The sequence below is a fragment of the Cupriavidus sp. 30B13 genome, assembly GCF_049059565.2.
GTDB lineage: Bacteria > Pseudomonadota > Gammaproteobacteria > Burkholderiales > Burkholderiaceae > Cupriavidus.
The window spans coordinates 2,086,369-2,111,862 of sequence record NZ_CP188224.1; the positions used below are offsets into that span (position 1 = coordinate 2,086,369).

The following is a 25,494-nucleotide window of genomic DNA, read 5'->3' on the forward strand; positions in this document are numbered from 1 at the left end:
ACAGGAGCAACAATGAGTTTGCCATCGGGCGGCGCCAGCAGCCGCCAGCGGATCTCCGAGTGGCATCGCGCCAGCGGCTTCGCCCCCGCATCCGCCGCGGCGGATGCGGCCGCCAGCGCGCCGCGCGCCCTGCCCACCGACGACACCTTGCGTGCGCTGTCCGCCCGCTTTGCCGCGCGCGCCGCCGCGCACGACCGCGACGCCAGCTTCGCCCACGAGAACATCGCCGAGCTGCACCAGCTCGGCCTGCTCGCGCTCACCGTGCCGCGCGCGCTCGGCGGCGCCGGCGCCGGGCTGGCCGAGTCGCGCCGCGTGATCCACCACGTGGCCACCGGCGATCCGTCCACGGCGCTGGTGCTGGTCATGCAGACGCTCGGCCACCGCAACCTCGCCAACGACACGCAATGGCCGCAGGCCGTGCGCGAGGCCGTGCAGCGCAGCGCGGTGGAGCGCGGCGCGCTGATCAACTCGCTGCGCGTGGAGCCCGAGCTGGGCTCGCCCGCGCGCGGCGGCCTGCCGGGCACGGTGGCGCGCCGGCACGGCGACGGCTGGGTCCTGTCCGGCCACAAGATCTACGCCACCGGCATTCCCGCGCTGGGCTGGCTGGCGGTCTGGGGCCGCACCGACGAGGCCAGCCCGCGCACTGGCGTGTTCCTGGTGCCGCGCGACGCGCCCGGCATCACCGTGCTGCCCACCTGGGACCATCTCGGCATGCGCGCCACCGCCAGCCACGAGGTGATCTTCGACAACACCCCGCTGCCGGCCGACCACGCCGTGGACCTGCGTCCGCCCGCGGCCTGGGCCGACCGCGTGGACCCGGCCTGGGCCGCCTGGACCTCCACCCTGCTCGGCACGCTCTACGACGCGGTGGCCCGCGCCGCGCGCGACTGGTTCGCCGGCTGGCTCAACCTGCGCGCGCCGGGCAGCCTGGGCGCGCCGCTGGCCACGCTGCCGCGCTTCCAGGAAGCGGTCGGCCGCATCGACGCCTGGCTGCTGGCCAACCGCGTGCTGCTGGACCGCTTCAGCGCCGACGCCGACGCCGGCGCGCCGGCCGGCGTCACCGACAGCAACCTGCTCAAGCTCAACGTCACCGACAACGCCATCGCCGCGGTGGAACTGGCGCTCAAGCTGGCCGGCAACCCGGCGCTGTCGCGCGGCAATCCGCTCGAGCGCCACTACCGCAACGTGCTGTGCAGCCGCATCCACACTCCGCAGAACGACGCCATCCTGGCGGGCGCCGGCGCGCAGGCCTTGCGGGCCGCCGCCCAGGCCCCCGCCGCCGCCTGAGGCCGCCATGATCCGATTCCGCCCTGGACCCGATGCCGGGCCGTTCCGCATCGCCATCGTCGGCGGCGGCATGGCCGGCACCCTGACCGCCATCCGCTTGCTGCGCGACACCCGCGCCCCGCTGGCCATCCAGCTGTTCGAGCCGCGCGCCGAGGTGGGGCGCGGCCTGGCCTACGGCACGCCGGACCCCGCCCACTACCTGAACGGCCCCGCGCTCAACTTCAGCCTGTTCCCGGAAGCGCCCGAGGATTTCTCGCGCTGGCTGGTACGGCGCGGCCACGCCGCCGCCGCGGACGCCGACGAGACCTTCGCGCCGCGCAGCGTCTACGGCGACTACCTGCAGGACACGCTGGCGCGCGCGCTGGCCGGCGCCGCCGGGCGCGCCACGCTGGAGCACATCCGCACGGAAATCGCCGACCTGGCCATCGGCGTGCCCCACCGCGTGCATGGCGCCGACGGCCGCGCGTGGGATGCCGACCATATCGTGCTGGCCACCGGCGTGCAGCCGGCGCGCCCGGCGCTGGCGCGGGACCCGGCGCTGGAGGCCGACGGCCGCTACGTGCCCGATCCGTGGCAGCCCGCGGCGCTGGCCGCGCTGGCCGGCGCGCGCGCCGTCGCCCTGGCCGGCACCAGCCTGACCATGCTCGACGTGGTGGCCACGCTGGAGCGGCTCGGCTTCGGCGGCACCTACCATGCCTTCTCGCGGCGCGCGCTGCTGCCGTGGCCGCGCCACGGCGCGGGCCCGTGCGATGACTTCCTCGCCGCCGCCGGCCCGGCGGCGCTGGCCAGGCCCACCGCGCGCGACGTGGTGCGCCGCGTGCGCGCCCAGTGCCGCGCGCTGGACGCGCGGGGGCTTGACTGGCAGAGCGTGCCGCCCGCGCTGCGCGAGCACGTCGGCCCGCTGTGGGCCGCCGCCAGCGTGCCGGAGCGCCAGCGCTTCCTGCGCCACGCGCGCCCGTTCTGGGACAACCTGCTGCACCGCGCGGCGGCGCCCACGCATGCCGTGCTGGCGGCGGTGCGCGCGCAGGGCCGGCTGCAGGTCCATGCGGCGCGGGTGACCGGCGTGGAAGACGCCGGCGGCCGGCTGGCGCTGCGCCTGTCGCGCGCGCTGCCGGCGGTGCCCGCGGTCGATGCCCTGGTCAACTGCACCGGCGCGGAATACGGCTGGCACGCCGGCAGCGAACGGCCGCTGGTGCGCAACCTGCTGGCGCGCGGCATCGTGCGCCCCGCCGCGGCCGGCTCCGGCGTGGACGGCGACGCGCGCGGCACCGTGTTCGACCGCGGCGGGCGCGCCGTGCCCGGCCTGAGCGCCCTGGGCGCGCCCCTGCGCGGCGCGCTGTGGGAGTCCGGCACCATCATCGACGTGCGCAACCAGGCCGCCGCGCTGGCGGCGCGGCTGGCGCAGGAGCTGGCGCTGGCAACGCAGACTGAAGCGCAGGCAGCCTAGCCGCCCGCGCCCCGGCGCCCGGGGCTGCCGCCCGTAGCCGGGGCGCGGGCCGCGGGACACCCCACCTGCGTAGGTGAAATGCGGCGCCCCGCTTGCGGTATTCTCCGTGGCTTCGCCCGCCCGCCGCGCCCGCGGCCGGCCTGCCCACGCCACCCGGAGGCCCCCCGCCGATGACCGACCCGATCGCCCTGCTGGCCGTCACGACGCTGCTCAGCGTCATGATGCTGGGCATCGTCTGGTCGCTGCGCCGCTGCGGCCTGCCGGGGGTCACGCTGTGGCTGTACAGCAACCTGACCGCCATGGCCGCGCTGATGCTGTTTACGCTGCGCGGCATCCTCCCCGACGTGCTCAGCATCGTGGTGGCCAACGGCGCGCTGGCGTGGGCGCTGGCGCTGTTCCATGCCGGCGCGCTGCGCTTCTGCGGGCGCGCGCCGCCGTGGCGGCTGCTGGCCGCCTGCACGCTGGCGGTGGTGGCCGGCATCGTGACCTGGCGCTATGCCTTCCCCGACTTCAACACGCGCGTGGCGATCGTCTCGGCCTTCCATGCATGGTTCTGCGCCGCCACCGGCGTGGCGCTGGTGCGCTGGCGGCCGCGCACGCACGCCGCCAGCCATCACCTGGCCACCGCCGGCTTCGCCTTCTTCCTGGCCGCGGCGCACGTACTGCGCGGCACCCTGTCGGCCCTGTCGGTGATGGACGACCCCGCCACGATGGTGTCGCCCGGGCTCAACGCGATCTTCCTGGTGCTGGGCGCGATCGCCAGCCCGGCGCTGACGATGGGCGCGGTGCTGATGATCCACGACGCCATGGTGCGCCGGCTGGAAGCCATCGCCAACACCGACTTCCTGACCGGCGTGCTGTCGCGCAAGGCCTTCGAGGACATCGCCGCGCGCGAGCTGGCGCGCGCAGCGCGCGGCGGCCGCGCGCCGGTGCTGCTGATCGTCGACATCGACCACTTCAAGGCGGTCAACGACACCTTCGGCCATGCCACCGGCGATGCCGTGCTGGCCGCGTTCGCGCGGCTGGCCATGGCGGCGCTGCGCGCCACCGACCATATCGGCCGCATGGGCGGCGAGGAGTTCGTGGTGCTGCTGCCCGGCAGCTCGCAGGACGATGCGCGCCATGCCGCCGAGCGCATCCGCGCGCGGGCCGAGGCCAGCCGCATCGGCCACGCCGGCGGCCAGCCCGCCACGGTGCGCTATACCGTGAGCGGCGGCTATGCCGCGTGGCAGCCCGGCGAAACCCTGGCGCAGCTCACCGCGCGCGCCGACGCCGCGCTCTACATGGCCAAGCTGTCCGGGCGCAACCGCATGCTGCCGCACACGGCGGCCCGGCAGCCGGCGCCGGCGCGCATCGGAAACTAGGCGGCCCCGCCGGCGACGCTGGCGACATTGGCCGCGCTGGTGGCCCGGTAGGCGCCGGGCCGCAGCCCGGTCCAGCGCCGGAACGCGCGGTGGAAGGCGCCCGGCTCGGCAAACCCGAGCCCGGCCGCGATCTCCGCCAGCGAGCGGCTGGAATGGCTGAGCGCCTCGATGGCGAGGTCGCGCCGCATCTCGTCCTTGAGCTGCTGGTATGTCCCGCCTTCTTCCATCAGCCGCCGCCGCAGCGACGACGCCGACATGTGCAGCCCCTGCGCGAGCCGCTCGAAGGTGGGCCAGCGCTCCGGCGGCTGGGTCCGCAACTGGCGCCGCACGCGCGCCATGACGCTGGCGCGGTCGGTGTACTTGACCACCACGTTGTGCGGCGCCTCGCGCAGGAAGGCCTTGATGCTGCGCTCGTCCTGGTGCACCGGCTGGTCCAGCCAGCGCGCGTCGAACACCAGCGCCGTGGCGGGCTGGCCGAAGGCCAGGTGGCGCGAGTACATGCGGCGGTATTCGGCCGCATAGGGCGGCTCGGCGTAGCTGAAGGCGGCCAGCAGCACCGGCACGCGGCGGCGCAGCAGCCAGCTCATCAGGCCATGCAGCATGATCAGCATGGTCTCCTGCGCGAACACGCCCGGCGGCCGCGCCGAGGGGGCCGTCAGCACCAGCGCCGCGCGCTCGTGCCCGCGCCCGGCCGGCGCGGCCAGGTCCGTGCCCGGCGCCTCGCCCTCGCGCGCCAGCCGCACGCCGATATCGTCGAGCAGCAGGCCGAAATAGCGCGCCACCCGCTCCAGCCCCTGCGCCAGCGTCTTGCTGCCCGCCACCGCGTGGCACAGCATGGCGAAGCTGCCACGCTTCATGCGGCGCGAGTCCTGGCCGAAGAATTCGTCGTCGAGCGCGGCCGCCACCTCCATCCACAACACGCTGTAGCTGGCCGCCGACACGCGCGCCTGCGGCACCGCCAGCAGCGCCGGCGCGATGCCGGCGGCCTGCAGCACCGGCTCCGGGGCGATGCCGCGCGCGCGCAGCCCGGCGATGGCGTGATGGACGAAGCAGATGGCGACGCTGTGTTTTTCCATGGACAGAAGTCGTGGACCGGCAAAGGGCCGGTCAAAGGGATAGTCGAAGGGCCAGTTCAAAGGACCAGTTCGAAGGACCAGCCGAAGGGACTGGCAAACGAGTTCAGCAAATCTGGCGGATTCTGGCATACCGCCGCCGCGGCCGTCTTCCTACACTGCTGCCAACGCCTCCTGCCGGCATGCCCCTTCCCGCCGCCGGCGCCACGCCACACCCACCGCGATCCGCCATGCAACACGAATTCACCGAACAGCAAGCCATGATCCGCGACACCGCGCGCGCCTTCGCCGGCGAGCGCCTGGCGCCGCACGCGGCGGCCTGGGACCGCGCCGGCCGGTTGCCGCCCGAGGTGGTGGCGGAGATGGGCGCGCTCGGCCTGCTCGGCATGATCGTGCCGGAGGAATGGGGCGGCACCTATACCGATTACGTGGCCTACGCACTGGCCATCGAGGAGATCGCCGCCGGCTGCGCGGCCTGCGCCACGCTGATGAGCGTGCACAACTCGGTGGGCTGCGGGCCGATCCTGCACTACGGCAGCCAGGCGCAGAAGGCGCGCTACCTGCCCGCGCTGGCCGCCGGCGAGGTCATCGGCGCGTTCTGCCTGACCGAGCCGCAGGCCGGCTCCGAGGCGCACAACCTGCGCACCCGCGCGCGCGCGGCCGAAGACGGCTGGGTGCTCGACGGCAGCAAGCAGTTCGTCACCAACGGCCAGCGCGCCGGCGTGGCCATCGTGTTCGCCGTCACCGAGCCGGCGCAGGGCAAGCGCGGCCTGTCGGCCTTCGTGGTGCCCACCGATACGCCCGGCTTCATCGTGCACGCGCCCGAGCGCAAGCTCGGCATCCGCGCCTCCGACACCTGCGCCATCACGCTGGAAGGCTGCCGCGTGCCGCACGACGCCCTGCTCGGCGAGCCCGGCGAGGGCCTGCGCATCGCGCTGTCCAACCTGGAGGGCGGGCGCATCGGCATCGCCGCGCAGGCGCTGGGCATCGCGCGCTCGGCCTTCGAGGCCGCCTGCCGCTACGCCGGCGAGCGCGTGCAGTTCGGCCGCGCGCTGCGCGAGCATCCGCCCATCGCCAACATGCTGGCCGACATGGCCACCGAGCTGAACGCCGCGCGCCTGCTGGTGCACCGCGCCGCGCATATGCGCACGGCCGGCCAGCCCTGCCTGTCGGAAGCCTCGCAGGCCAAGCTCTATGCCTCCGAGCTGGCCGAGCGCGTGTGCTCCAAGGCGCTGCAGATCCACGGCGGCTACGGCTACCTGGAGGACTACCCGGTCGAGCGCCATTACCGCGACGCGCGCATCACCCAGATCTACGAAGGCACCAGCGAGATCCAGCGCATGCTGATCGCGCGCAGCCTTTGAGCCGCGCAGTATCCAAACCCGGAACCAGAACCGACGGAGACAAGATGAGTGCCCAATCCGCAAACACCGCCGCCGCAACCGCCGCCGCGCCCGCCGTCAGGCTGCTGATCAACGGCGAATGGGTGGAATCCGCCGCCACCGAGTTCCGCGCGGTGGTCAACCCCGCCACGCAGGAAGTGCTGGCGCGCGTGCCGCTGGCCACGCCGGCCGAGGTCGATGCCGCGGTGGGCGCCGCGCAGCGCGCCTTCGCCACCTGGCGCCACACCCCGCTGGGCGCGCGCCTGCGCATCATGCTGCGCTACCAGGCACTGATCCGCGAGCACAGCAAGCGCATCGCCGCCATCCTCACCGCCGAGCAAGGCAAGACCCTGGCCGACGCCGAGGGCGACATCTTCCGCGGCCTCGAGGTGGTGGAGCACGCCTGCTCGATCGGCACGCTGCAGCAAGGCGGCTTTGCCGAGAACGTGGCCGCCACGGTGGACACCTATACGCTGCAGCAGCCCATCGGCGTGTGCGCCGGCATCACGCCGTTCAACTTCCCCGCCATGATCCCGCTGTGGATGTTCCCCATGGCCATCGTGTGCGGCAACACCTTCGTGCTCAAGCCGTCCGAGCAGGACCCGCTGTCCACCATGGAGCTGGTCAGGCTGGCGGTGGAAGCCGGCGTGCCGGCGGGCGTGCTGAACGTGGTGCACGGCGCGCGCGAGGTGGTCGATGCCCTGTGCACGCACCCGGACATCAAGGCGGTTTCGTTCGTCGGCTCCACCGCGGTGGGCACCCACGTATACGAGCTGGCCGGCGCGCACGGCAAGCGCGTGCAGTCGATGATGGGCGCCAAGAACCACGCCGTGGTGCTGCCCGACGCGCACCGCGAGCACACCCTCAATGCGCTGGTGGGCGCCGCCTTCGGCGCGGCCGGCCAGCGCTGCATGGCGACTTCGGTGGCGGTGCTGGTGGGCGCGGCGCGCGAATGGCTGCCGGAGCTGGTCGCCAAGGCCGCCACGCTCAAGGTGGGCGCCGGGCACGAGCCGGGCACCGACGTCTGCCCGGTGATCTCGGTGGCGGCGAAACGGCGCGTGACCGGCCTCATCGACGCCGGCGTGCGCGAAGGCGCCACCCTGCTGCTGGACGGCCGCGGCGTGCAGGTGCCGGGCTATCCCGACGGCAATTTCGTCGGCCCCACCGTGTTCGCCGACGTGACCACGCAGATGTCGATCTACACCCAGGAGATCTTCGGCCCGGTGCTGGTGGTGATCGGCGTGGACACGCTCGACGAGGCCATCGCGCTGGTCAACCGCAACCCGTTCGGCAACGGCACCGGCGTGTTCACGCAGAGCGGCGCGGCCGCGCGCAAGTTCCAGAGCGAGATCGACGTGGGCCAGGTCGGCATCAACATCCCGATCCCGGTGCCGGTGCCCTACTTCAGCTTCACCGGCTCGCGCGGCTCCAAGCTCGGCGACCTCGGTCCCTACGGCAAGCAGGTGGTGCAGTTCTACACCCAGACCAAGACCGTCACGGCGCGCTGGTTCGACGACGCGACGGTGAACGACGGGGTGAATACCACCATCAGCCTGCGCTGAACGGCGCCACCACCAAGGAGCAAACATGCATATCGCCTTCATCGGCCTGGGCAACATGGGCGCGCCGATGGCCCGCAACCTGCTCAAGGCGGGCCATGCCCTGACCGTGTTCGACCTCAGCCCCGCCGCGCTCGCCGCGCTGCGGGCCGATGGCGCCACGGTGGCGCCATCGGCCCGCGAGGCCGCCGCCACGGCCGACTTCGTCATCACCATGCTGCCCGCCGCGGCCCACGTGCGCGCGGCCTACCTGGACCAGGACGGCGTGCTGGCCGGCGTGCGGCCGGGCGTGCCGCTGGTGGATTCGAGCACCATCGACCCGGCCACCATCCGCGCGCTGGCGGCGCAGGCCGGCCAGCGCGGCAACCCGATGGCCGACGCGCCGGTCTCCGGCGGCACCGGCGGCGCGCAGGCCGGCACGCTGACCTTCATGGTGGGCGCGCAGCCCGACCTGTTCGAGCGCATCCGGCCGGTCCTGGCCGGCATGGGCCGCAACGTGGTGAGCTGCGGCGATACCGGCACCGGCCAGGTCGCCAAGATCTGCAACAACCTGATCCTCGGCATCTCGATGATCGGCGTGTCGGAGGCGATGGCGCTGGGCGCGCGGCTGGGCATCGACGCCAATGTGCTGGCGGGCATCGTCAACACCTCCACCGGGCGCTGCTGGGCCGCCGACACCTGCAACCCGTACCCGGGCGTGATCGAGACCGCGCCGGCCTCGCGCGGCTACAGCGGCGGCTTCGGCGCGGACCTGATGCTCAAGGACCTGGGCCTGGCCGCGGACGCGGCGCGCAGCGTGCGCCAGCCGCTGTTCCTCGGCGCGCTGGCGCAGCAGATCTACCAGGCCATGAGCCAGGCCGGCGACGGCCAGCTCGACTTCTCGGGGGTGATCCGCCGCTACCTGGACCCGGAGCGCGCGGCATGACCGCGCACGCCATGCGCCTGGACCCGGACCACGCCGGCCAGCAAGGCGCGGCCGGCGCGGCGCCGGCCGAGGTGCGCTTCGACGAAATCAACGGCGTGGGCGTGGCCACGCTGGACCGCCCGCGCCAGCTCAACGCGCTGTCCTACCCGATGATCGGCGCGCTCGACGCGCAGCTCGCCGCCTGGGCCGCGCAGCCCGGCATCGCCGCGGTGCTGCTGCGCGGCGCCGGCGCCAAGGCCTTCTGCGCCGGCGGCGACATCCGCGCGCTGTACGACAGTTTCCATGCCGGCACGCCGCTGCACCGCCAGTTCTTCGTCGACGAATACCGGCTGGACTACCGCCTGCACCGCTATCCCAAGCCGGTGGTGGCGCTGATGGACGGCATCGTGATGGGCGGCGGCATGGGCCTGGCGCAGGCGGCGCGCCTGCGCGTGGTCACCGAGCGCTCGCGCGTGGCCATGCCGGAGACCGGCATCGGCCTGGTGCCGGACGTGGGAGCGAGCTTTTTCCTCGGCAAGCTGCCGCTGGCGTTGTCGCTCTACGTGGGGCTGACCGGCGCCACGCTGGGCGCGGCCGACGCGCTGCTGTGCGGGCTGGCCGATATCGCCGTGCCCGCCGCGCGCCTGGAGAACCTGGAGCAGACGCTGGCCGGCATCCGCTGGACCGGCGATGTGACGGAAGACCTGCGCGCCGCGCTGCAACCGCAGCCGGACGCCGTGGCGGCAGCGGCCAGCGCGCCGTTGCAGGCGGTGCTGCCCGCCGTGCTGCGCCATTTCCGCGCCGATGCCAGCGTGGCCGCGCTGTGCGCCAGCCTGGAGCGCGAGGCCGATCCGCGCTACGCGCCGTGGGCGGACAGCACGCTGCAGATCCTGCGCAAGCGCTCGCCGCTGATGACGGCAGTGACGCAGGAGCTGCTGCTGCGCGGCCGCCGGCTCGACCTCGCGAGCTGCTTCCGCATGGAGCTGGGCGTGGTGGCGCACGCGTTCACCCAGGGCGACTTCATCGAAGGCGTGCGCGCGCTGATCGTGGACAAGGACAACGCGCCGCGCTGGCGCGTGGCGTCGCCGCAGGAAGTCGGCGAGGCCGCGGTGCAGGCGTTCTTCGCCAGCCCGTGGCCGGCCGAAGCCCACCCGCTGGCGGCGCTGGGCTGACGCGCGCGGCCGCTCAGGCGGCCGCGCGCCCCTTCCTGGGCATCTGCTTGACCGCGCTGCTCGAGCCGATCGCGCGCGCGGCGGCCACCACCTGCGGCCCCAGCCCCGCGCACGCTTCCTCGAACGACCAGCGGCTCGACGGCGCCGATACGTTCACCGCGCCGAGCGGCTGCCCGCTCGGCCCGAGGATGGCCGCGCTGACCGTGATGTCGCCGGTGTAGTACTCGCCGTTGGTCGCGGCAAAGCCGTCCGCGCGCGCCTGGGCGACCGCGCCGCGGATGTCGGCCACGCGCGTCAGGGTGGTCGGGGTATAGGCCACGCGGTCGCTCTGATCGAGGATTTCCGCCACCTCCTTCGGGTCCAGGTGCGACATGATGGCCCGCCCGCCGGCCGTGCAATACATCGGGATGCGCATGCCGAGGGGCATGTTGACGAACATCTCCTTGTGGGTCGGGAAGCGCGAGATATACGTCATGTGCAGGCCGTCGCGCTCGGACAGCGTGGTGGTTTCCTCGCAGGTGCGCACCAGCGCGTGCAGATACGGCGTGGCCGAACTCAGCAGCGCGCTGGTCTGCAGGTAGCGCAGCCCCACCTCGAGCGAGCGCGGCGCCAGCGCGTATTCCTTGCTGAGCGGGTCCTTCTTGAGATAGCCGACCGCCAGCAGGGTGTGCGTGAACCGCTGCACCGCGCTCTTGGTCATGCCGGTGGCGTCGGCCAGCTCCACCAGGTTCATCGACGGCTTGCCCTCCCAGAAGGCCGTCAGCACGTTCAGGCCGCGGGCGAGCGAGGTGACGAACAGGCGCGATTCCTCGGGCGGCTCGTCCGGGCTGGTTTGGTCTGTCATGGCAGGCTTGGTAGGCAAGGAAAACTCCGCATGTTAATGGGTACGCCGCCGGCGGGCCATAGCGCGCCGGCGCGCGCGGCGCTAGCCGTGCAGGATCTGGCCCAGGAACTCGCGCGCGCGCGCCGTGGCGGGCGCCCGGAAGAAGTCCGCCGGCGGCGCCGATTCGACCACGCGCCCCTTGTCCATGAAGATCACGCGGTCGCCCACCTGGCGCGCGAAACCCATCTCGTGCGTGACGCAGATCATGGTCATGCCGTCGTCGGCCAGCGCGATCATGGTGTCCAGCACTTCCTTGACCATTTCGGGGTCGAGCGCCGAGGTGGGCTCGTCGAACAGCATGATGCGCGGCTCCATGCACAGGCTGCGCGCGATCGCCACGCGCTGCTTCTGCCCGCCCGACAGCTGGCCCGGGTACTTGTGGGCATGCTGCGGGATCTTCACGCGCTCCAGGTAGCGCATCGCGCGCGCCTCGGCCTCGCGCCGCGGCACCTTCTTCACCATCATCGGCGCCAGCGTGCAGTTCTGCAGCACGCTCAGGTGCGGGAACAGGTTGAAGTGCTGGAACACCATGCCGACTTCGGCGCGGATGCGCTCGATATTGCCCATGCCGGCGCTCATCGCCATGCCGTCGACCACGATCTCGCCTTCCTGGTGCTCCTCCAGCCGGTTGAGCAGCCGGATGGTGGTGGACTTGCCCGATCCGGACGGCCCGCACAGGATCACCTTCTCGCCGGCGCGCACGCGCAGCGACACCTGGTCGAGCACCTTGAAGTCGCCGTACCACTTGGAGACGTCGGTCATGCGGATGATGTCCGCGCCGGCATCCGCGCCGGCCTGCGTGGTATCCATGTCGCTTTGCCTCATGCCTTGGACAGATGATCGTGGCCCGCCGCGCCGTCCCAGTAGCCCGGCACCGCGAGGCGCCGCTCGCCCCAGCGGAACGCGCCGGACACCACGCTGCACAGCAGGAAGTAGACCGCCCCGACCAGGCTGTACACCAGCAGCGACTTGAAGGTCGCGCCGGCCAGCATCTCGCCCGCGCGCATCAGCTCGTAGACGCTGATCACGGCCACCAGCGAGCTTTCCTTGACCAGCACCAGCGCGTAGTTGCCCAGCGCCGGGAAGATCATGCGCCCGGCCTGCGGCAGGATCACGGCGCGCAGCCGCTGCGCGCGGGTCAGCCCCAGCGCCCGCGCCGCCTCGTACTGGCCCGCGTCGACGGACTGGATGCCGCCGCGGAACAGCTCGGCCAGGTAGGCCGACAGGTTGATGGTCAGCCCGATCACGCCGGCTACGAAGCCGGGCAGCACGATGCCGATCTCGGGCATGCCGTAGTAGATGAAGAACAGTTGCACCAGCAGCGGCGTGCCGCGGATGATTTCGATGTAGCCCTTGGCCACGCCGCGCACCAGCCCGTTGGAGGACATGCGGCAGAAACACACGGCGAGGCCCAGCGCCACCGCGAGGAAGGCGGTGGGGAAAAACAGGGCGATCGTCGCGCTCGCCCCCTCGGCGAGCGGGAACAGGTACATCTTCAGGGTGGCCAGGTCCACGGTCGAACTCCAGTCGGTGCGGTCGGAAAAGCCGGGCAAGCCCGCACGGGCGCCCGGCGCGCGCTACGGCTTCGCGGTTACTTCGCCGCGAGATTGCCGGCGAGGCCGCCGATGCCCCACTTCTTGAGGATCGCCTCGATCTCTCCGCTCTTCTCCATGTCCTGCAGCGCGGCGTTGACCGACGCCAGCAGCGCGGCGTTGTCCTTCTGCACCGCCATGCCCACCAGCCAGCGCTTGACCGGCTTGTAGCTCTCGTCGAGATGCACGCCGGGAATGCCCTTGGAGCGGATCTGGTACGCGATGCTGGGCGGATCGACGATGCCCAGGTCGACGCGGCCCACGCGCACGTCGGTCAGCAGGCTCGGGTAGTCCTGGTAAGTCGAGACCTGCGTGCCCGGCAGGTCCTTCATCATGGCGAACTGCACGCTGTCGACCAGCGCGCCGACCTTGGCGCCCTTGAGGTCGTCGAAGCGGGCGTACTTCTTGTCGGTCTTGTCGCTGACCACCACGCCCTCGCCCCAGCCGTACACCGGCGTGGAGAACGACACCGCCCTGGCGCGCTCCTCGGTGATGAACAGCGGCGCTGACATCAGGTCCGCGCGGCCCGATGTCAGCGTGGGAATCAGGCCGGCGAACGGCACGTCGCTGAGCTTCACTTCCACGCCCAGGCGCTTGCCGACGCCCTGCGCCACCTCGACCATCACGCCCTTGAGCGTGCCGCTGGCCGGGTCCATGAAGCCGTGCGGCGGGCTCGCGGCGGTGGTGACGATGTTGATGGTCTTGCTGGCCTTGATCTCGTCCAGCGTGCGGGCCTGCGCCAGGCCGGACCAGGCGGCGGCGCACAGCGCGGCGGCGGTGATGGCTGCGGTCAGTTTCATGTCGTTTCTCCGGATAGTGCGAGTTAGGTGCGAGGTAGGTGGAAGTTAGTTGCGAGGCAGGTTCGGGGTGGTGCGGCCGGGCTGGCGGAACAGGCCGGCGAAATCAGCGCATCAGGTGCGCGAAGCGCTGCGGATGCGCGCGCACCGTCTGCGCGGCCAGGCAGAGGAACTCCTGCATCACGGTGGCGGCCAGGAAGGCCGTCATGCCGCCCACGTCGTGCGGCGGCGAGACGGTGTTGACGTCGAAGGCGACGAAGTTGAGCCCGCGCAGCGCGCGCAGCAGGCTCAGCCCCTCGCGCGCGGTCAGGCCGCCCCACTCGGGCGTGCACACGCCCGGCGCGCAGGACGGGTCGAACAGGTCCATGTCGAAGCACAGGTAGACCGGGCGCTCGCCCACCTGCTCGCGGATGCGCACCAGCACCTCCTCCTGCTGCGGCGCGAACTCGCCGAACGGCACCACGTTGTAGCCGACCGAGCGGCCGAACGGGATCACGCCGGGCATGAAGGTGAGGCCGCGCGTGCCCACGTGGAAACTGTTGGCGGTGTCGACCAGCTTTTCCTCGGCCGCGCGCGTGAAGGTGGTGGCGGTGTTGTAGCCGCCGATGTCGTAGGTGTCGGTGTGCGAATCGAAATGCAGCACCACCAGGTCCGGATGGTGCCGCGCCACGGCGCGCATCTGCGGCAGGCTGACCGCGCCGTCGCCGCCCATGGTGACCGTCATGGCGCCGGTGCGCTGCACCTGCTCGATGGCCGCCTCGATGTGCGGGAAGGAAGCCTCGACGTCGCCCGGCGTGCACGCCACGTTGCCCAGGTCGGTCAGGCGCAGGAAATCGAACGCATTGTCGATCTCGCCGACCGGCGCCACGTCGTAGGGACGCAGCAGGCGCGCCTGCTCGCGGATGGCGTCCGGGCCCTGGCGGGCGCCGATGCGGAACGCGTGCGAGCCGCAATCGAACGGAATGCCGATGACGGTGGCCAGCGGCGGCAGCGCCGGGCGCGGGCGCGCGGCGGGCGCATTCATGAACGGCAGGGCCGGGGTGAACAGCGGGGAACCTCTTTGCATGCGGGCCTCTCAGGCGTGGGGGCCGGCGCCCGGGACGGCGCGGCCTTGAATACTGCACTCTTTGTATATCGCACTGCGATACGTATGGATTGCAGATTCACTTGCAACATTTATGCCACCGTGCATGCGAAGACGCCTATCGGCGTTTTTACCTAGCAAAGACGGGGATGGCGCGAACGGCGGCCGCCGCCGCGACGCGGCTGGGCGGCGTCAGGGATGGGCAGGCACGCACCGCCGGAAGGCATGCGCGCACGGCGATGGTGCCGGAGCGCGCGAAGAAGATGAGGAAAAAGAGGAAAGGAAAGACGAGGCCGGCACGGGAGCGCCGGCCCGATCTGGCCTACGCGCGCGGGCCTACGCGCGCGCCTTGCCCGCGTGGCCGTGCGCCGCGTGCTCGTCCACCGGTACCTTGACCAGCCCGTCGGCGCGGAACATCGCCTTGATGCCGCGCACGGCCTGGCGGATGCGCCCTTCGTTCTCGATCAGGGCGAAGCGCACGTACTCGTCGCCATAGTCGCCGAAGCCGATGCCCGGCGACACGCACACCTTGGCCTTGGCCAGCAGCTGCTTGGAAAACTCCAGCGAGCCCAGCGCGCGGTACGGCTCGGGAATGCGCGCCCAGATGTACATCGACGCCTTGGGAATCTCCACCGGCCAGCCGGACTCGATCAGCCCGCGCGCCAGCACGTCGCGGCGCGCCTGGTAGTGCGCGGCGATCTCCTTGACGCACTGCTGGTCGCCTTCGAGCGCGGCGATGGCGGCCACCTGCAGCGGCGTGAAGGTGCCGTAGTCGTGATAGCTCTTGATGCGCGTGAGCGCGGCCACCAGTTCCGGATTGCCCACCATGAAGCCGATGCGCCAGCCCGCCATGTTGTAGCTCTTGGACAGCGTGAAGAACTCCACCGCGATGTCCTTGGCGCCCGGCACCTGCATGATCGACGGCGCCTTCCAGCCGTCGAACACGATGTCGGCGTAGGCCAGGTCGTGCACCACGAAGATGTCGTGCTTGCGCGCCAGCGCGATCACGCGCTCGAAGAAGTCCAGCTCGACGCATTGCGCGGTGGGGTTGGACGGGAAGCCCAGCACGATCATCTTCGGCTTGGGATAGCTGCCGCGGATGGCGCGCTCCAGCTCGGCGAAGAAGTCCACGCCCGGCACCAGCGGCACCGAGCGGATGTCGGCGCCGGCGATCACCGCGCCGTAGATATGGATCGGATAGCTCGGGTCCGGCACCAGCACGGTGTCGCCGCGGTCCAGCGTGGCCAGCATCAGGTGGGCCAGGCCTTCCTTGGAGCCGATGGTGACGATGGCCTCGCTGTCGGGGTCGATCTCGACGTCGTAGCGCTCGCGGTACCAGCGCGAGATGGCGCGGCGCAGCCGCGGGATGCCCTTCGATGCGGAGTAGCCGTGGGTGTCCGGCCGCTGCGCGGCCTCTGTGAGCTTGGCGACGATATGCGGCGGCGTGGCGCCGTCCGGGTTGCCCATGCTCATGTCGATGATGTCTTCGCCACGGCGGCGCGCCGCCATTTTCAGCTCGGCGGTGATGTTGAAGACGTACGGGGGGAGACGATCGATGCGCGCGAAACGGCGCTTGCCTGCGGAGGCGGACATGGTTTTCCTTGAACGTAAGCGCCCGGAACCGTCCGAGCGACGCTGCCGGCCGTTGTTTGCGGCCGGACGGGAAAGATCTTAGCGGCGAACGCGCGCGGCGTCCAAGGATTTTCGCGACGCGGGGCTGCGCGACGCGGCGCCGCTACCTTGCCCGCTACCTTGCCGCCAGTTCGTCCACCTTGCGCACCACCGCATCGTCCGGCCCCAGCAGGCGGCCGTCCGCGGCGCGCACCTCGAGCGGCGGCACCGGCTGGCCGCCTTCGGTATCCACCAGCACGGAATGCGCCTCGCCGGGCGCGTAGAAAAAGGCCTCGCCCCACTGGCGCAGCCCCACCACCACCGGGAACAGCGCGCGGCCGCGCGGCGTGAGCACGTATTCCTGGTAGGCGCTGCCGTCGGAGGCGGGCACCTGTTCCAGGATGCCGTGCGCCAGCAGCGTGCGCAGCCGGTCGGCGAGGATGTTCTTGGCCAGCCCGAGGTTGCGCTGGAACTCGCCGAAGCGGCGCAGCCCGTCGAAGGCATCGCGCACGATCAGCAGCGACCACCAGTCGCCGATCGCATCGAGCGAGCGTGCCACCGGACACTCCGCGCCTTCCAGGCTGGTTCGCCGCACCATCGCGCCACTCCCTTGACATGCCGCCGGCGCGGCGCCGCGGGATGCGGCGCGCGGCCCGGGCCGTCCAGGACGATGGCGGCTCGCGCGGCGAAGCGGTTGCATTGTAAAACCGCGCGGCGCCGCGGACAAGCCGCCGCCTCAGTCGTCGAGCGTCTCGTGCACGGCGGCCGCGCCGGCCTTCCAGTAGCTGGAGGCGCGGATGCGGCTCTTGTCGATGCCGCGCTCGGCCACCAGGTACTGGCGCACCGCGCGGATCGCCGCGCCCTCGCCCGCGGCCCAGACATAACCTTCGCCGCGCGGCAGCGCGATCTCGCGCAGCGCACGCTCGAGCAGCGCGGTGTCGCCGGCCGGCGCGCCGTCGCGGTGCTGCCAGCGGACTTCCACGCTGGCGCGGCTGGGCAGCGGGATCTCGGCCGCGGCATTGTCCACCGCCGCCACCACCAGCGCCTGCGTGCCGGCCGGCAGCTCTTCCAGGCGCCGGGCGATGGCGGGCAGCGCGGTCTCGTCGCCCACCAGCAGGTGCCAGTCGAAGCCGTCGGGGATCACGAACGAGCCGCGCGGGCCGCCCACGCCGAGGTACTGGCCCGGCGCGGCCTGCGCCGCCCAGGTGGAGGCGGGGCCGTCGCCGTGCAGCACGAACTCCAGGTCGAGCTCGCCGGCCACCGGGTCATGGCGGCGCGGCGTGTAGTCGCGCGCGGCGGGGCGCGGGGCGCCCTCGGGAAATACCGGGCCGTTGGGCCCGACTTCGGGCAGCGCCGGCTTCTGCTGCCCGGGCGGGGGGAAGAACACCTTGACGTGGTCGTCGAAGGAAGCGGAAACGAAGTCCTTGAGGTCGTCGCCGGCCAGGGTCACGCGCAGCAGTTGCGGCGACACCTGCCGCGTGCGCACTACCTGCAGCAGGCGCATCTTGAGGGTATGGCGGACGCGCTGGACGGTAAGGTCACGGGTGGTCATCGGGGTCTGGTCCTGTTGGTTGACTTGGGTCATGCGGGCAATCAGCATCACGCGCCCGCCGCGCCGGGGCCGGCTTCGATCTCCGCGGTGGCGCGCGCGAGGATGGCGGCAATGCGCCGCTGCTCGTCCGGCGCGGCGTCCGTGCGCAGCAGCAAGGCGCGCTTGAGCGCCATGCGCGCCTGCACAAACTCGGGCAGCCAGCCGCCACGCGCCTCGGCGCCGTCGTCGCTGCCCGCCTCGGGGCTGTCGCCGGACAGCGCGCGCCGCACCCATTCCATCTTGCGCGCCACGTGCTTGAGCTTGTTGAGCATCAGCGCCAGCCGCTCGCGGTTGGCATCGAGATGCGCGCGCCCCGGCCCGGCAAGCTGGTAGCGCTTCTTGTTGCCCTGGCTGTCCACGGTGGCGTAGCCGACTTCCTCGAGGAAGGTCAGCGCCGGATACACCATGCCGGGGCTGGGCTTGTAGAAGCCGTTGGTGCGGGTCTCGAGTTCCTTGATCAGCTCGTAGCCGTGGCTGGGCTTTTCTTCCAGCAGAGACAGCAGCAGCAGTTGCAGGTCGTCCGCGCTGAACTTGCGGCCGCGGCGCCAGGCATCGCCCTCGCCGTCGAAGCCGTCCCCGCCGCCGCCGAAGAAACCGCCCGGGCCGCCGCCATGGCGGTGGCGGCCGATGGCGTGGCGTCCCTCGCCGCGGCCATGGAAATCATGCGGGTGCGAGGCGAAATGAGAGGAAAGGCGGGCAAGCATGTGGTGACCCATCCGGCCCATCAAGAGATGGTGGCTCAAGAGGTGGTGGCGCATGTCGACGACTCCTTGTTATCGCAAAACATATCTTAAGATATATATCGTAAGTAATAAAGTCAAGGCCGGCACACCGTCGAGGCCCTGCCGCCCCGCCTCCGCGCCGTATCCGCCGCGCCCCCCGATGTCGTGCAGCACGCCCCCGCCAAATCACGAAAACATTCAATTGCCCTGCCCCCGCCCATGCCCGACCATGAAAGGCACCCGTTGCGCAGCGGCATCCGGACGGCTGCCCGCCACCTGAGGAATACGCCATGAGACCGCATCTTGTCGCCGCCGGCCTGCTGCTGCTCGCCGCGGGCGCCGCGCAGGCGCAAAAGCCCATCGTGTACCCGGCCAAGGGCCAGAGCCCGACCCAGCAGAGCCAGGACGAAGCGGACTGCGCGGGCTGGGCAAAGCAGACCACGGGGGTGGATCCCGCGGCGATCGCTTCCACGCCCCCGCCGGCGCCGGCCGGTCCCACCGGCGCGCGCGTCAGGGGCGCGGCGCGCGGCGCGGCGGCCGGCGCGGTGGTCGGCGACGTGGCCAACGACGACGCCGGGCACGGCGCGGCGGTGGGCGCGGCCGCCGGCGTGGTGGCGGGCGGCGTGCGCTCGCGGCGCGAGCACGCCGCGCAGGCGCAGCAGGCGCAAAACCAGCAGGCCGGCACGCAGGCGGCCATGGGCACGTACTGGCGCGCCGTCGGCGCCTGCATGCAGGGCCGCGGCTACACCCTGCAATAGCCGTTTGACGTTACCGGCCGGGGGCGCGTGCCGGCACCCAGCGCCGGGGTCTCCGGCGCGCCTTCGCGAGAGCGAGGAAGCAAGCCATTGGCATCGCGATCCATGCCCCTTCCGCCTGTCCGTGCGCGCCCGCGCCGCCTGCCTGCGCTGCTGGTGGCGCTCGCGATGCTGGCCGCGTGCGGCGCGGCGCGCCACGCGCGCGCGCAGGCCGCGCCGGCGGCCCCGCCGGAAACGGCGCCCGCGTCCGCCGTCACGTCTCCCGCCGTGGCCGTGCCGCCTACAGCGCCTCCGGCGCTTTCCACGCCCTCGGCGCTATCTACACCTTCCACGCCTTCCACGCCCCCCGCCCCGCTGCCCGGCGCCCCGGCCATTTCCGCGCGCCCGCGCATCTGCCTGGTGCTGTCCGGCGGCGGCGCGCGCGGCGCGGCGCACATCGGCGTGCTCAAGGTGCTGGAGGAACTGCGCGTGCCGGTGGACTGCATCGCCGGCACCAGCATGGGCTCGCTGGTGGGCGCGGCCTACGCTACCGGCATGCTGCCGGACGAGATGGCGCAACTGGTCGGCGGCCTGTCCACCGACAAACTGTTCAAGGAGCGCCCGCCGCGCCAGGACCTGGCGATCCGCCGCAAGCTCGACGACCACACCAACCTGCTCACGCCGGAGATCGGCGTGAGCGGCAAGGGCCTGCTGCTGCCCAAGGGCCTGGTGTCCGGCGTCCAGCTCGAAACCGTGCTGCGCACGCTCGCGCGCACGCCCGGCTACCACAATTTCGACACGCTGCCGATCCCGTTCCGCGCCGTCGCCACGGACCTCGTCAGTGGCACCGCGGTGGTGTTCAGCCAGGGCGAGCTGGCCATCGCGATGCGCGCCAGCATGTCGGTGCCGGGCGCCGTGGCGCCGGTCGAATACGAAGGGCGCCTGCTGGTGGACGGCGGCCTGGTCGACAACCTGCCGGTGGACGTGGCGCGCGCGATGGGCGCGGACATCGTCATCGCGGTCAATCTCGGCACCACGCTGATGAAGCGCGAAAACCTGACCTCGGTGGTCGGCGTGACCAGCCAGATGCTCAACATCCTCAGCGAGCAGAACGTGCGCGCCTCGCTGGCCCAGCTCAAGCCGCAGGACATCCTGATCCTGCCCGAGCTGGGCGATTTCTCGGCCGGCGACTTCGACCACCTGCCCGGCACCATCCCCATCGGCGAGGCGGCCGCGCGCAAGGTGGCGGACCGCCTCTCGGCGCTGGCCCTGCCGCCGCAGGCCTATGCGGCGCTGCGCGCGCGCCAGCGCGCCGTGCCCGCGCCCGACGAGCGCGACGTGGACGAGATCCGCTTCGCGCCGATGGAGCGCGTCAACCCGGCCTTCGCCGCCGCCACCATGGAAACCAGGCCGGGCGAGCCGATCCGCCAGGAGCAGCTCGACCAGGACATGCGGCGCCTGTTCGGCACCGGCGACTTCGAGCACGTCAACTATCGCTTCCTCGAAGAGCCGGGCAAGCGCGTGCTGGCCGTGGACGCGGTCGAGAAATCCTACGGCCCCAACTACCTGCGCCTGGGCCTGGGGCTGAGTTCCGACTTTCGCGGCAATGCCTATTTCAACATCCTGGCCAGCTACCGCCGCACCTGGCTCAATTCGCTCGGCGCGGAATGGCGCACCGACCTCCAGCTCGGCCAGACCAGCAGCGTGGTCAGCGAGTTCTACCAGCCGCTCGACCTGCGCCAGTATTTCTTCGTCGCCCCGCGCATCGAGCTGGAACGGCGCAATGTCGACATCTTCAACAAGGGCGTGCGCTTCGCCGCCTATGACCAGCGGCGCGCCGACTTCGCGCTCGACCTGGGCAGCCAGTTCACCAAGTACGGCGAGGCGCGCCTGGGCGTGCTGACCGGCATCGAGAACGCCACGCTCAGCACCGGCCCCGCCTTCCTTTCGCCGGGCAACGGCAGCGTCGGGCGCGGCGCCGTCACCGCGCGGCTGCTGTTCGACCAGCTCGACAGCGTGAACTTCCCGCGCTCGGGCTACGGCGGCACCTTCCGGGCCTACGCCTCGCAGCGCGCCCTCGGGGCCGAGCAGCCCTACGTCAAGGTCGACGCCGACGGCACCTACGCCTGGTCGCATGGCGTGCACACCCTCAACCTGGGCTTCAAGGCCGGCAGCAACGTCGGCGGCGACCCGCTGCCGCGCTACGACCTGTTCCAGTGGGGCGGCTTCCTGCAGCAGTCGGGCTACAGCACCGGCGAGCTGATCGGCGGCAACCTGCAGTTCGCGCGCCTCGTCTACTACAACAAGTTCGTCAAGCAGACGCTGCTCGAAGGCATGTATGCCGGCCTGTCGCTGGAAGCGGGCCGCATGGGCGCGCCGCTGGTGCCGGGCAGCCCGACCGGCCTGCTCAAGTCCGGCTCGCTGTTCCTGGCGCTGGACAGCCCGCTGGGGCCGTTCTATCTCGGCTACGGGCGGGCCGCCGGCGGGCGTTACAGCTTTTACCTGTTTCTCGGCAAGCCGTGAGCAAAATACGCAAGCGGCACGACGAAGCCCGAAAAGAAAAGCCCCTGGCCGGGGTGGTCAAGGGCTCAAGGCAAAAAAGGCGGTTCGCGGGGTCCGCCCAAGGCCGGATCATAGAGCGCCGGGCGGGCCGCGCCATCACCTGATCGGGTGACAGAGGCAGGCGAATTTGGCTTTTTTACACTTTCTGGCAGTTGATGGCGCTTCAGGGCAGAAAAACTACAAAGCGCCGCCGGCGCGCGGGCCGGCCGGCATCGGCCTATTCCGCCCGGCTGCGGGCGCGCGGCACGGCGCGCGGCTTGCCGACCGGCCCGGTCAGCGCCGCCGCGCAGTAGTCCACCAGCTCCGCCACCGGCGGCTGCCCGCGCAGCGCGCCCTTGCGGCGGCACCATTGCGCCAGCGAATACACCACGCTGTTGTTGAACCATACCTGGCGGTGATGCAGCACCTTGCGCGGCAGGCCGGGCAGCGCGGCGGCGATCATGCGGCGCGCGCGCAGCACGCCGGTCATGGCGTCCGGGTCGATCAGCTCCGCGTTGACCAGGCTCGGGCTGAAGGTGGCCTGCGCCAGCACCTGCACGTAGCGCGCGCCCCACGGCGTGTCGCGGATGGTGTCGGCCAGCGCGCTGATGGAAGCCTCCACGATGGCGCGCACGTCGCCGGCCAGCCCGGCGGCCTCGACCTCGTCGAGGTAGCTGTTGCGCACCTTGTTGATATGGGCCAGGCGGAAGTTCAGCAACTGGCTGACCAATGCCTCGCGCGAGCCGAAGTGATAGTGCAGCGCGGAGCGGTTGCGCTGGCCCGCCTCCACCACGATCTGGCGCAGCGGCACCAGCTCGACGCCATGCTCGGCGAACAGGCGCTCGGCGATCTCGAGCATGCGGCGCGCGGTCTCGTTGTCGAGCGGACTGGGCGGCGGCGCACCATCGGCGGCGGCAGCCTTGCGCGGCAGCGGCTTGTCGAGGACGGCACTGTCGGCCAGCACGGTGGCCAGAGAACGGTTGCGGGTACGGGTCATGGACTGGGCGGATGCCGGCGATCTAATGCATGGGATTATCGGGGCAACGCCATGCGCCCGGCAAGCAAGGGAAACCCCTGCCGCGCCGGCGCGGCTCAGCGGTACAGGCGCCGCAGCGAGCGCGCCGGATGCTGCCCCAGCAAGCCGACGGCGGCGCCCGCCAGCATCACCGCGCCGCACACCGTGAAGCCCAGCTCGAAGCCATGCGCGCCGCCGTGGCCCTGCACCTGCACCAGCCGCCCCATCACCACCGGCGCGATGGCCCCGGCGCTGGTGGAAACCGCGGTGCTCAGCGCGATGATCGCGCTGCGCTGGGCGTCGGGCACGATCTCCGCCAGGATCGCCGGCCCGACCGCGAACGCCACCGGCGGCAGCGTCGCGGCCACCGCCAGCAGCGCCACCTTCTGCCCGGGCGAGAGCGGCAGCAGCGGCAGGCAGACGAACAGCGCGCCGCCCAGTCCCACGCAGGCCGCGCCGAACACCGCGCGCGCCGCGCGCGAGGACGCGCCGCGGCGCAGCATCCGCTGCGAGCACCAGCTCAGCGCCAGGCTCACCGGCACCCCCACCGCCACGATCACCGCGAACATCCGGCCGGCGGCCACGCTGTCGAAGCCGAGGCCCTGCTCCAGGTAGGACGGCATCCAGGTCAGCACCAGCGCCAGGCCCCAGTACGCGGCAAAGCCGGCCGCGAAGCCCGACAGCACGGTGGCATCCGTGAGCAGCAGCCGGTACGGCACGCGCGGCCGCGCCGGCGCGCCGCGCGCGGGCCCGGCCTGCAGCGTGCCCTCGCGGCCAAAGCACAGCCAGCCCAGCGCCCACAGCGCGGACGCCGCCGACAGCACCACGAAATTGGCGCGCCAGCCCCAGTGCTGCGTGATGAAGGGCACCGCCAGCCCGGCCAGCAACAGGCCGATCACCGCGCCCTGGTTGATCAGCGCCACCGGCAGGTTGCGCTTCTCGTGCGGGAACCACTTGTAGAGCGCGTGCACCGACACCGGAAAGCCCGGCGCCTCGCCCGCGCCCAGGATCACGCGCGCGGCCAGCAGCGCCGCCGCGCTGCCGGCGAAGGCCACCGGGAACTGCACCAGCGACCACAGCACCGCCATCGCCAGCAGCAGCCAGCGCGCCTGGACGCGGTTGCCGACGAAGCCGACCACCGCCGCCGACAGCGAGAACAGCCAGAAGAAGCTGCCCGCGATCATGCCGAACTGCGTGGGGCTGAGGTGCATCTCCCGCATGACCGGCACCGCCACCATGCCGAGCACCACCTTGTCGAGGAAGTTGATGGAAGAAAACACCGTCAGCCACACGGCCGTGGCCCAGGCCCGGGCGGGCTGGTAGGTGCCGCCGGCGGCGGGCGCGGCGGTGCCGGCCAGCAGGCCCGGCGGGGTGGAGGTGGTCAGCGATTCTGGCATGGTGCGAAGCCTCGGCAATGCGGGAAGGGGACGGTCGGTCGGCACTCAGAAGATCGTGCGGATGCCCAGCGAGACCCCCAGCTGGCCATTGGAGCCGGGCGTCTTGTAGTAGGTCTGCGCGGTGGCCGGCAGGTAGCCCACCGACTGGCCGTTGGGCAGGTAGGCGATGTTGTCCCAGTTCAGCGAGGCATTGCGCGCGTACATCACAGCACAGAAGAAATCGGTGCGCTTGGAGATGTTGTAGTCGGCGATCGCCAGGTATTGCTGCGGGTTGGCCGGATTGACGCTGGTGCCGCTGACGGTGGCGTGCTTGATGTCGTCGTAATAATAGGCCAGCGTCAGGCGCAGCGCGGCGGTGGCGTCCCAGTTCAGGCCCAGCCAGTACATGTCGTCGCGGTGCGGCAGCAGCGTGAAGGCGCCCGTGGCGGGCGCCACCGAGTTGCCCCAGCGGTAGCCGCCCATCAGCTTGACCGCGCCGATCTGGTAGCTCGCGCCGATGGCCGCGCGCATGTCGCGCCCGTATTCGTTGCCGGCCGAGGTGCCGGCGGCCTCGGCCTGGTTGAGCGTCTTGACTTCGTCGTAGGCCATGCCCAGCCCGAACGCGCCGGCCGAATACGCCACGCCGATGCCGTAGGCCGAGCCCGCCGTGGCCGAGCCCGCGCGCTCGCCGAACGACCAGTGCGCGTTGAGCCCCGCCGGGCCGAACTGGCCCTGGTACTGCACCATGTTGTTCTCGCGGAAGTTCGCCCCGGCGAAGCCCACCACCGGCTCGAACTCCGGCGCATACGCCGCCGGCATGAAGTTGGCCATGGTCAGGAACGACGAGGTGTACTGGCGCCCGAAGCTCACCCGGCCCAGGCTGTTCTTGAGCCCGACGTAGGCCTGGCGCCCGAACAGCAGCCCGCCGCCGAGCTGCCCGTTGTCGGTGTTGAACTGGTTCTCTAGCACGAACAGGCTCTGCAGCCCGCCGCCCAGGTCTTCCACGCCGCGCAGGCCGAAACGCGACTGCGCGATGCCGGCCGAGGTCATCAGCACCTGCGAGCCGCTGCCGGGCGCGAGCACGCCGCCGCTCACGTTCTGCGCATGGTTCACGTACTGCATGCTCGCCGTCACGACACCGTACAGCGTCAGCGACGACTGCGCATGGGCGCCTTGCATCAGCAGGCCGGCGCAGGCCGCGCCGAACAACGTCTTTTTCATCGTTACTTTCCCGGTTGTGCTCTGTGGCTATGCTCTGTAGGTGGATTCCCTGCGGGAACGCGGGCCGCGCCTGCCCCGCCCCGGTTAATCTCTTGTCTTAATTTGTAATGCAGCAGATTAAAGCCGGGAGAACACGTTA

The 25,494-nt window shown here is 71.7% G+C and carries 22 protein-coding genes; 9 read left to right on the top strand and 13 right to left on the bottom strand.

Annotated elements, in window-relative coordinates; translation table 11 throughout:
• Positions 1-12 precede the first annotated feature (12 nt).
• The 3 genes from ACKI2N_RS28370 to ACKI2N_RS28380 all read left to right on the top strand — a co-directional run bounded on the left by ACKI2N_RS28370 (position 13) and on the right by ACKI2N_RS28380 (position 4,098).
• Positions 13-1,287: an acyl-CoA dehydrogenase family protein gene (locus ACKI2N_RS28370; RefSeq protein ID WP_420995295.1), complete on the top strand. Its 1,275-nt coding sequence runs from the start codon at positions 13-15 to the stop codon at positions 1,285-1,287.
• A gap of 7 nt (positions 1,288-1,294) precedes the next feature.
• The gene (locus ACKI2N_RS28375) at positions 1,295-2,734 is read left to right on the top strand and encodes an FAD/NAD(P)-binding protein (protein WP_420995294.1); all 1,440 of its coding nucleotides are present in this window, start codon (positions 1,295-1,297) and stop codon (positions 2,732-2,734) included.
• 170 nt (positions 2,735-2,904) lie between these two features.
• Positions 2,905-4,098, top strand: a complete 1,194-nt coding sequence (locus ACKI2N_RS28380; protein WP_420995293.1) for a GGDEF domain-containing protein — start codon at positions 2,905-2,907, stop codon at positions 4,096-4,098.
• Here the strand turns inward: ACKI2N_RS28380 and ACKI2N_RS28385 are convergent.
• On the bottom strand, positions 4,095-5,174 hold the full coding sequence (locus ACKI2N_RS28385) for an AraC family transcriptional regulator (RefSeq protein ID WP_420995292.1): 1,080 nt from the start codon (positions 5,172-5,174) through the stop codon (positions 4,095-4,097). The two genes, ACKI2N_RS28380 and ACKI2N_RS28385, sit on opposite strands and share 4 nt — an antisense overlap.
• Positions 5,175-5,401: 227 nt before the next feature.
• On the opposite strand from ACKI2N_RS28385, the gene ACKI2N_RS28390 reads away from it, so the two are divergent.
• From ACKI2N_RS28390 to ACKI2N_RS28405, 4 genes are read left to right on the top strand one after another with little or no spacing between them, the layout of a single operon-like run.
• A complete protein-coding gene (locus tag ACKI2N_RS28390) occupies positions 5,402-6,535 on the top strand; it encodes an acyl-CoA dehydrogenase family protein (RefSeq protein ID WP_420995291.1) in 1,134 nt (377 codons plus the stop codon).
• A gap of 44 nt (positions 6,536-6,579) precedes the next feature.
• The gene (locus tag ACKI2N_RS28395; RefSeq protein WP_420995290.1) at positions 6,580-8,115 is read left to right on the top strand and encodes a CoA-acylating methylmalonate-semialdehyde dehydrogenase; all 1,536 of its coding nucleotides are present in this window, start codon (positions 6,580-6,582) and stop codon (positions 8,113-8,115) included.
• 25 nt (positions 8,116-8,140) lie between these two features.
• The gene (gene mmsB / locus ACKI2N_RS28400; protein WP_420995289.1) at positions 8,141-9,037 is read left to right on the top strand and encodes a 3-hydroxyisobutyrate dehydrogenase; all 897 of its coding nucleotides are present in this window, start codon (positions 8,141-8,143) and stop codon (positions 9,035-9,037) included.
• 11 nt (positions 9,038-9,048) lie between these two features.
• A complete protein-coding gene (locus ACKI2N_RS28405; RefSeq protein ID WP_420995408.1) occupies positions 9,049-10,188 on the top strand; it encodes an enoyl-CoA hydratase/isomerase family protein in 1,140 nt (379 codons plus the stop codon).
• A gap of 13 nt (positions 10,189-10,201) precedes the next feature.
• On the opposite strand, the gene ACKI2N_RS28410 is transcribed toward ACKI2N_RS28405, so the two are convergent.
• The 9 genes from ACKI2N_RS28410 to ACKI2N_RS28450 all read right to left on the bottom strand — a co-directional run bounded on the left by ACKI2N_RS28410 (position 10,202) and on the right by ACKI2N_RS28450 (position 18,504).
• A complete protein-coding gene (locus ACKI2N_RS28410; RefSeq protein ID WP_420995288.1) occupies positions 10,202-11,032 on the bottom strand; it encodes an IclR family transcriptional regulator in 831 nt (276 codons plus the stop codon).
• Between the two features lie 81 nt (positions 11,033-11,113).
• Complete coding sequence (locus ACKI2N_RS28415) at positions 11,114-11,881, bottom strand: amino acid ABC transporter ATP-binding protein (protein WP_420995287.1); 768 nt, start codon at positions 11,879-11,881, stop codon at positions 11,114-11,116.
• A gap of 11 nt (positions 11,882-11,892) precedes the next feature.
• Positions 11,893-12,585, bottom strand: a complete 693-nt coding sequence (locus ACKI2N_RS28420; RefSeq protein ID WP_420995286.1) for an amino acid ABC transporter permease — start codon at positions 12,583-12,585, stop codon at positions 11,893-11,895.
• Between the two features lie 77 nt (positions 12,586-12,662).
• Positions 12,663-13,463 (bottom strand): ABC transporter substrate-binding protein, encoded by an 801-nt coding sequence (locus tag ACKI2N_RS28425; RefSeq protein ID WP_420995285.1) that lies wholly within the window; start codon positions 13,461-13,463, stop codon positions 12,663-12,665.
• Positions 13,464-13,566: 103 nt separating this feature from the next.
• Positions 13,567-14,484 (bottom strand): arginase family protein, encoded by a 918-nt coding sequence (locus ACKI2N_RS28430; RefSeq protein ID WP_420995407.1) that lies wholly within the window; start codon positions 14,482-14,484, stop codon positions 13,567-13,569.
• A 396-nt stretch (positions 14,485-14,880) separates the two neighbouring features.
• Positions 14,881-16,137 (bottom strand): alanine transaminase, encoded by a 1,257-nt coding sequence (alaC, locus tag ACKI2N_RS28435; RefSeq protein ID WP_420995284.1) that lies wholly within the window; start codon positions 16,135-16,137, stop codon positions 14,881-14,883.
• A gap of 154 nt (positions 16,138-16,291) precedes the next feature.
• Positions 16,292-16,753, bottom strand: coding sequence for a winged helix-turn-helix transcriptional regulator (locus tag ACKI2N_RS28440; RefSeq protein WP_420995283.1), 462 nt, complete (start codon positions 16,751-16,753; stop codon positions 16,292-16,294).
• A 138-nt stretch (positions 16,754-16,891) separates the two neighbouring features.
• A complete protein-coding gene (locus ACKI2N_RS28445) occupies positions 16,892-17,707 on the bottom strand; it encodes a siderophore-interacting protein (protein ID WP_420995406.1) in 816 nt (271 codons plus the stop codon).
• A 47-nt stretch (positions 17,708-17,754) separates the two neighbouring features.
• Positions 17,755-18,504, bottom strand: a complete 750-nt coding sequence (locus tag ACKI2N_RS28450; protein ID WP_420995282.1) for a PadR family transcriptional regulator — start codon at positions 18,502-18,504, stop codon at positions 17,755-17,757.
• A gap of 254 nt (positions 18,505-18,758) precedes the next feature.
• Between ACKI2N_RS28450 and ACKI2N_RS28455 the strand changes: the two genes are divergently transcribed.
• Complete coding sequence (locus ACKI2N_RS28455) at positions 18,759-19,226, top strand: YMGG-like glycine zipper-containing protein (RefSeq protein WP_420995281.1); 468 nt, start codon at positions 18,759-18,761, stop codon at positions 19,224-19,226.
• A gap of 102 nt (positions 19,227-19,328) precedes the next feature.
• Positions 19,329-21,725, top strand: a complete 2,397-nt coding sequence (locus tag ACKI2N_RS28460; RefSeq protein WP_420995280.1) for a patatin-like phospholipase family protein — start codon at positions 19,329-19,331, stop codon at positions 21,723-21,725.
• Between the two features lie 256 nt (positions 21,726-21,981).
• On the opposite strand, the gene ACKI2N_RS28465 is transcribed toward ACKI2N_RS28460, so the two are convergent.
• The 3 genes from ACKI2N_RS28465 to ACKI2N_RS28475 all read right to left on the bottom strand — a co-directional run bounded on the left by ACKI2N_RS28465 (position 21,982) and on the right by ACKI2N_RS28475 (position 25,355).
• A complete protein-coding gene (locus tag ACKI2N_RS28465; RefSeq protein ID WP_420995279.1) occupies positions 21,982-22,740 on the bottom strand; it encodes a TetR/AcrR family transcriptional regulator in 759 nt (252 codons plus the stop codon).
• A gap of 95 nt (positions 22,741-22,835) precedes the next feature.
• Entirely contained in the window at positions 22,836-24,155 is a 1,320-nt protein-coding gene (locus tag ACKI2N_RS28470) for an MFS transporter (RefSeq protein ID WP_420995278.1), read from the bottom strand.
• A 45-nt stretch (positions 24,156-24,200) separates the two neighbouring features.
• The gene (locus ACKI2N_RS28475) at positions 24,201-25,355 is read right to left on the bottom strand and encodes a porin (RefSeq protein WP_420995277.1); all 1,155 of its coding nucleotides are present in this window, start codon (positions 25,353-25,355) and stop codon (positions 24,201-24,203) included.
• Positions 25,356-25,494 lie beyond the last annotated feature (139 nt).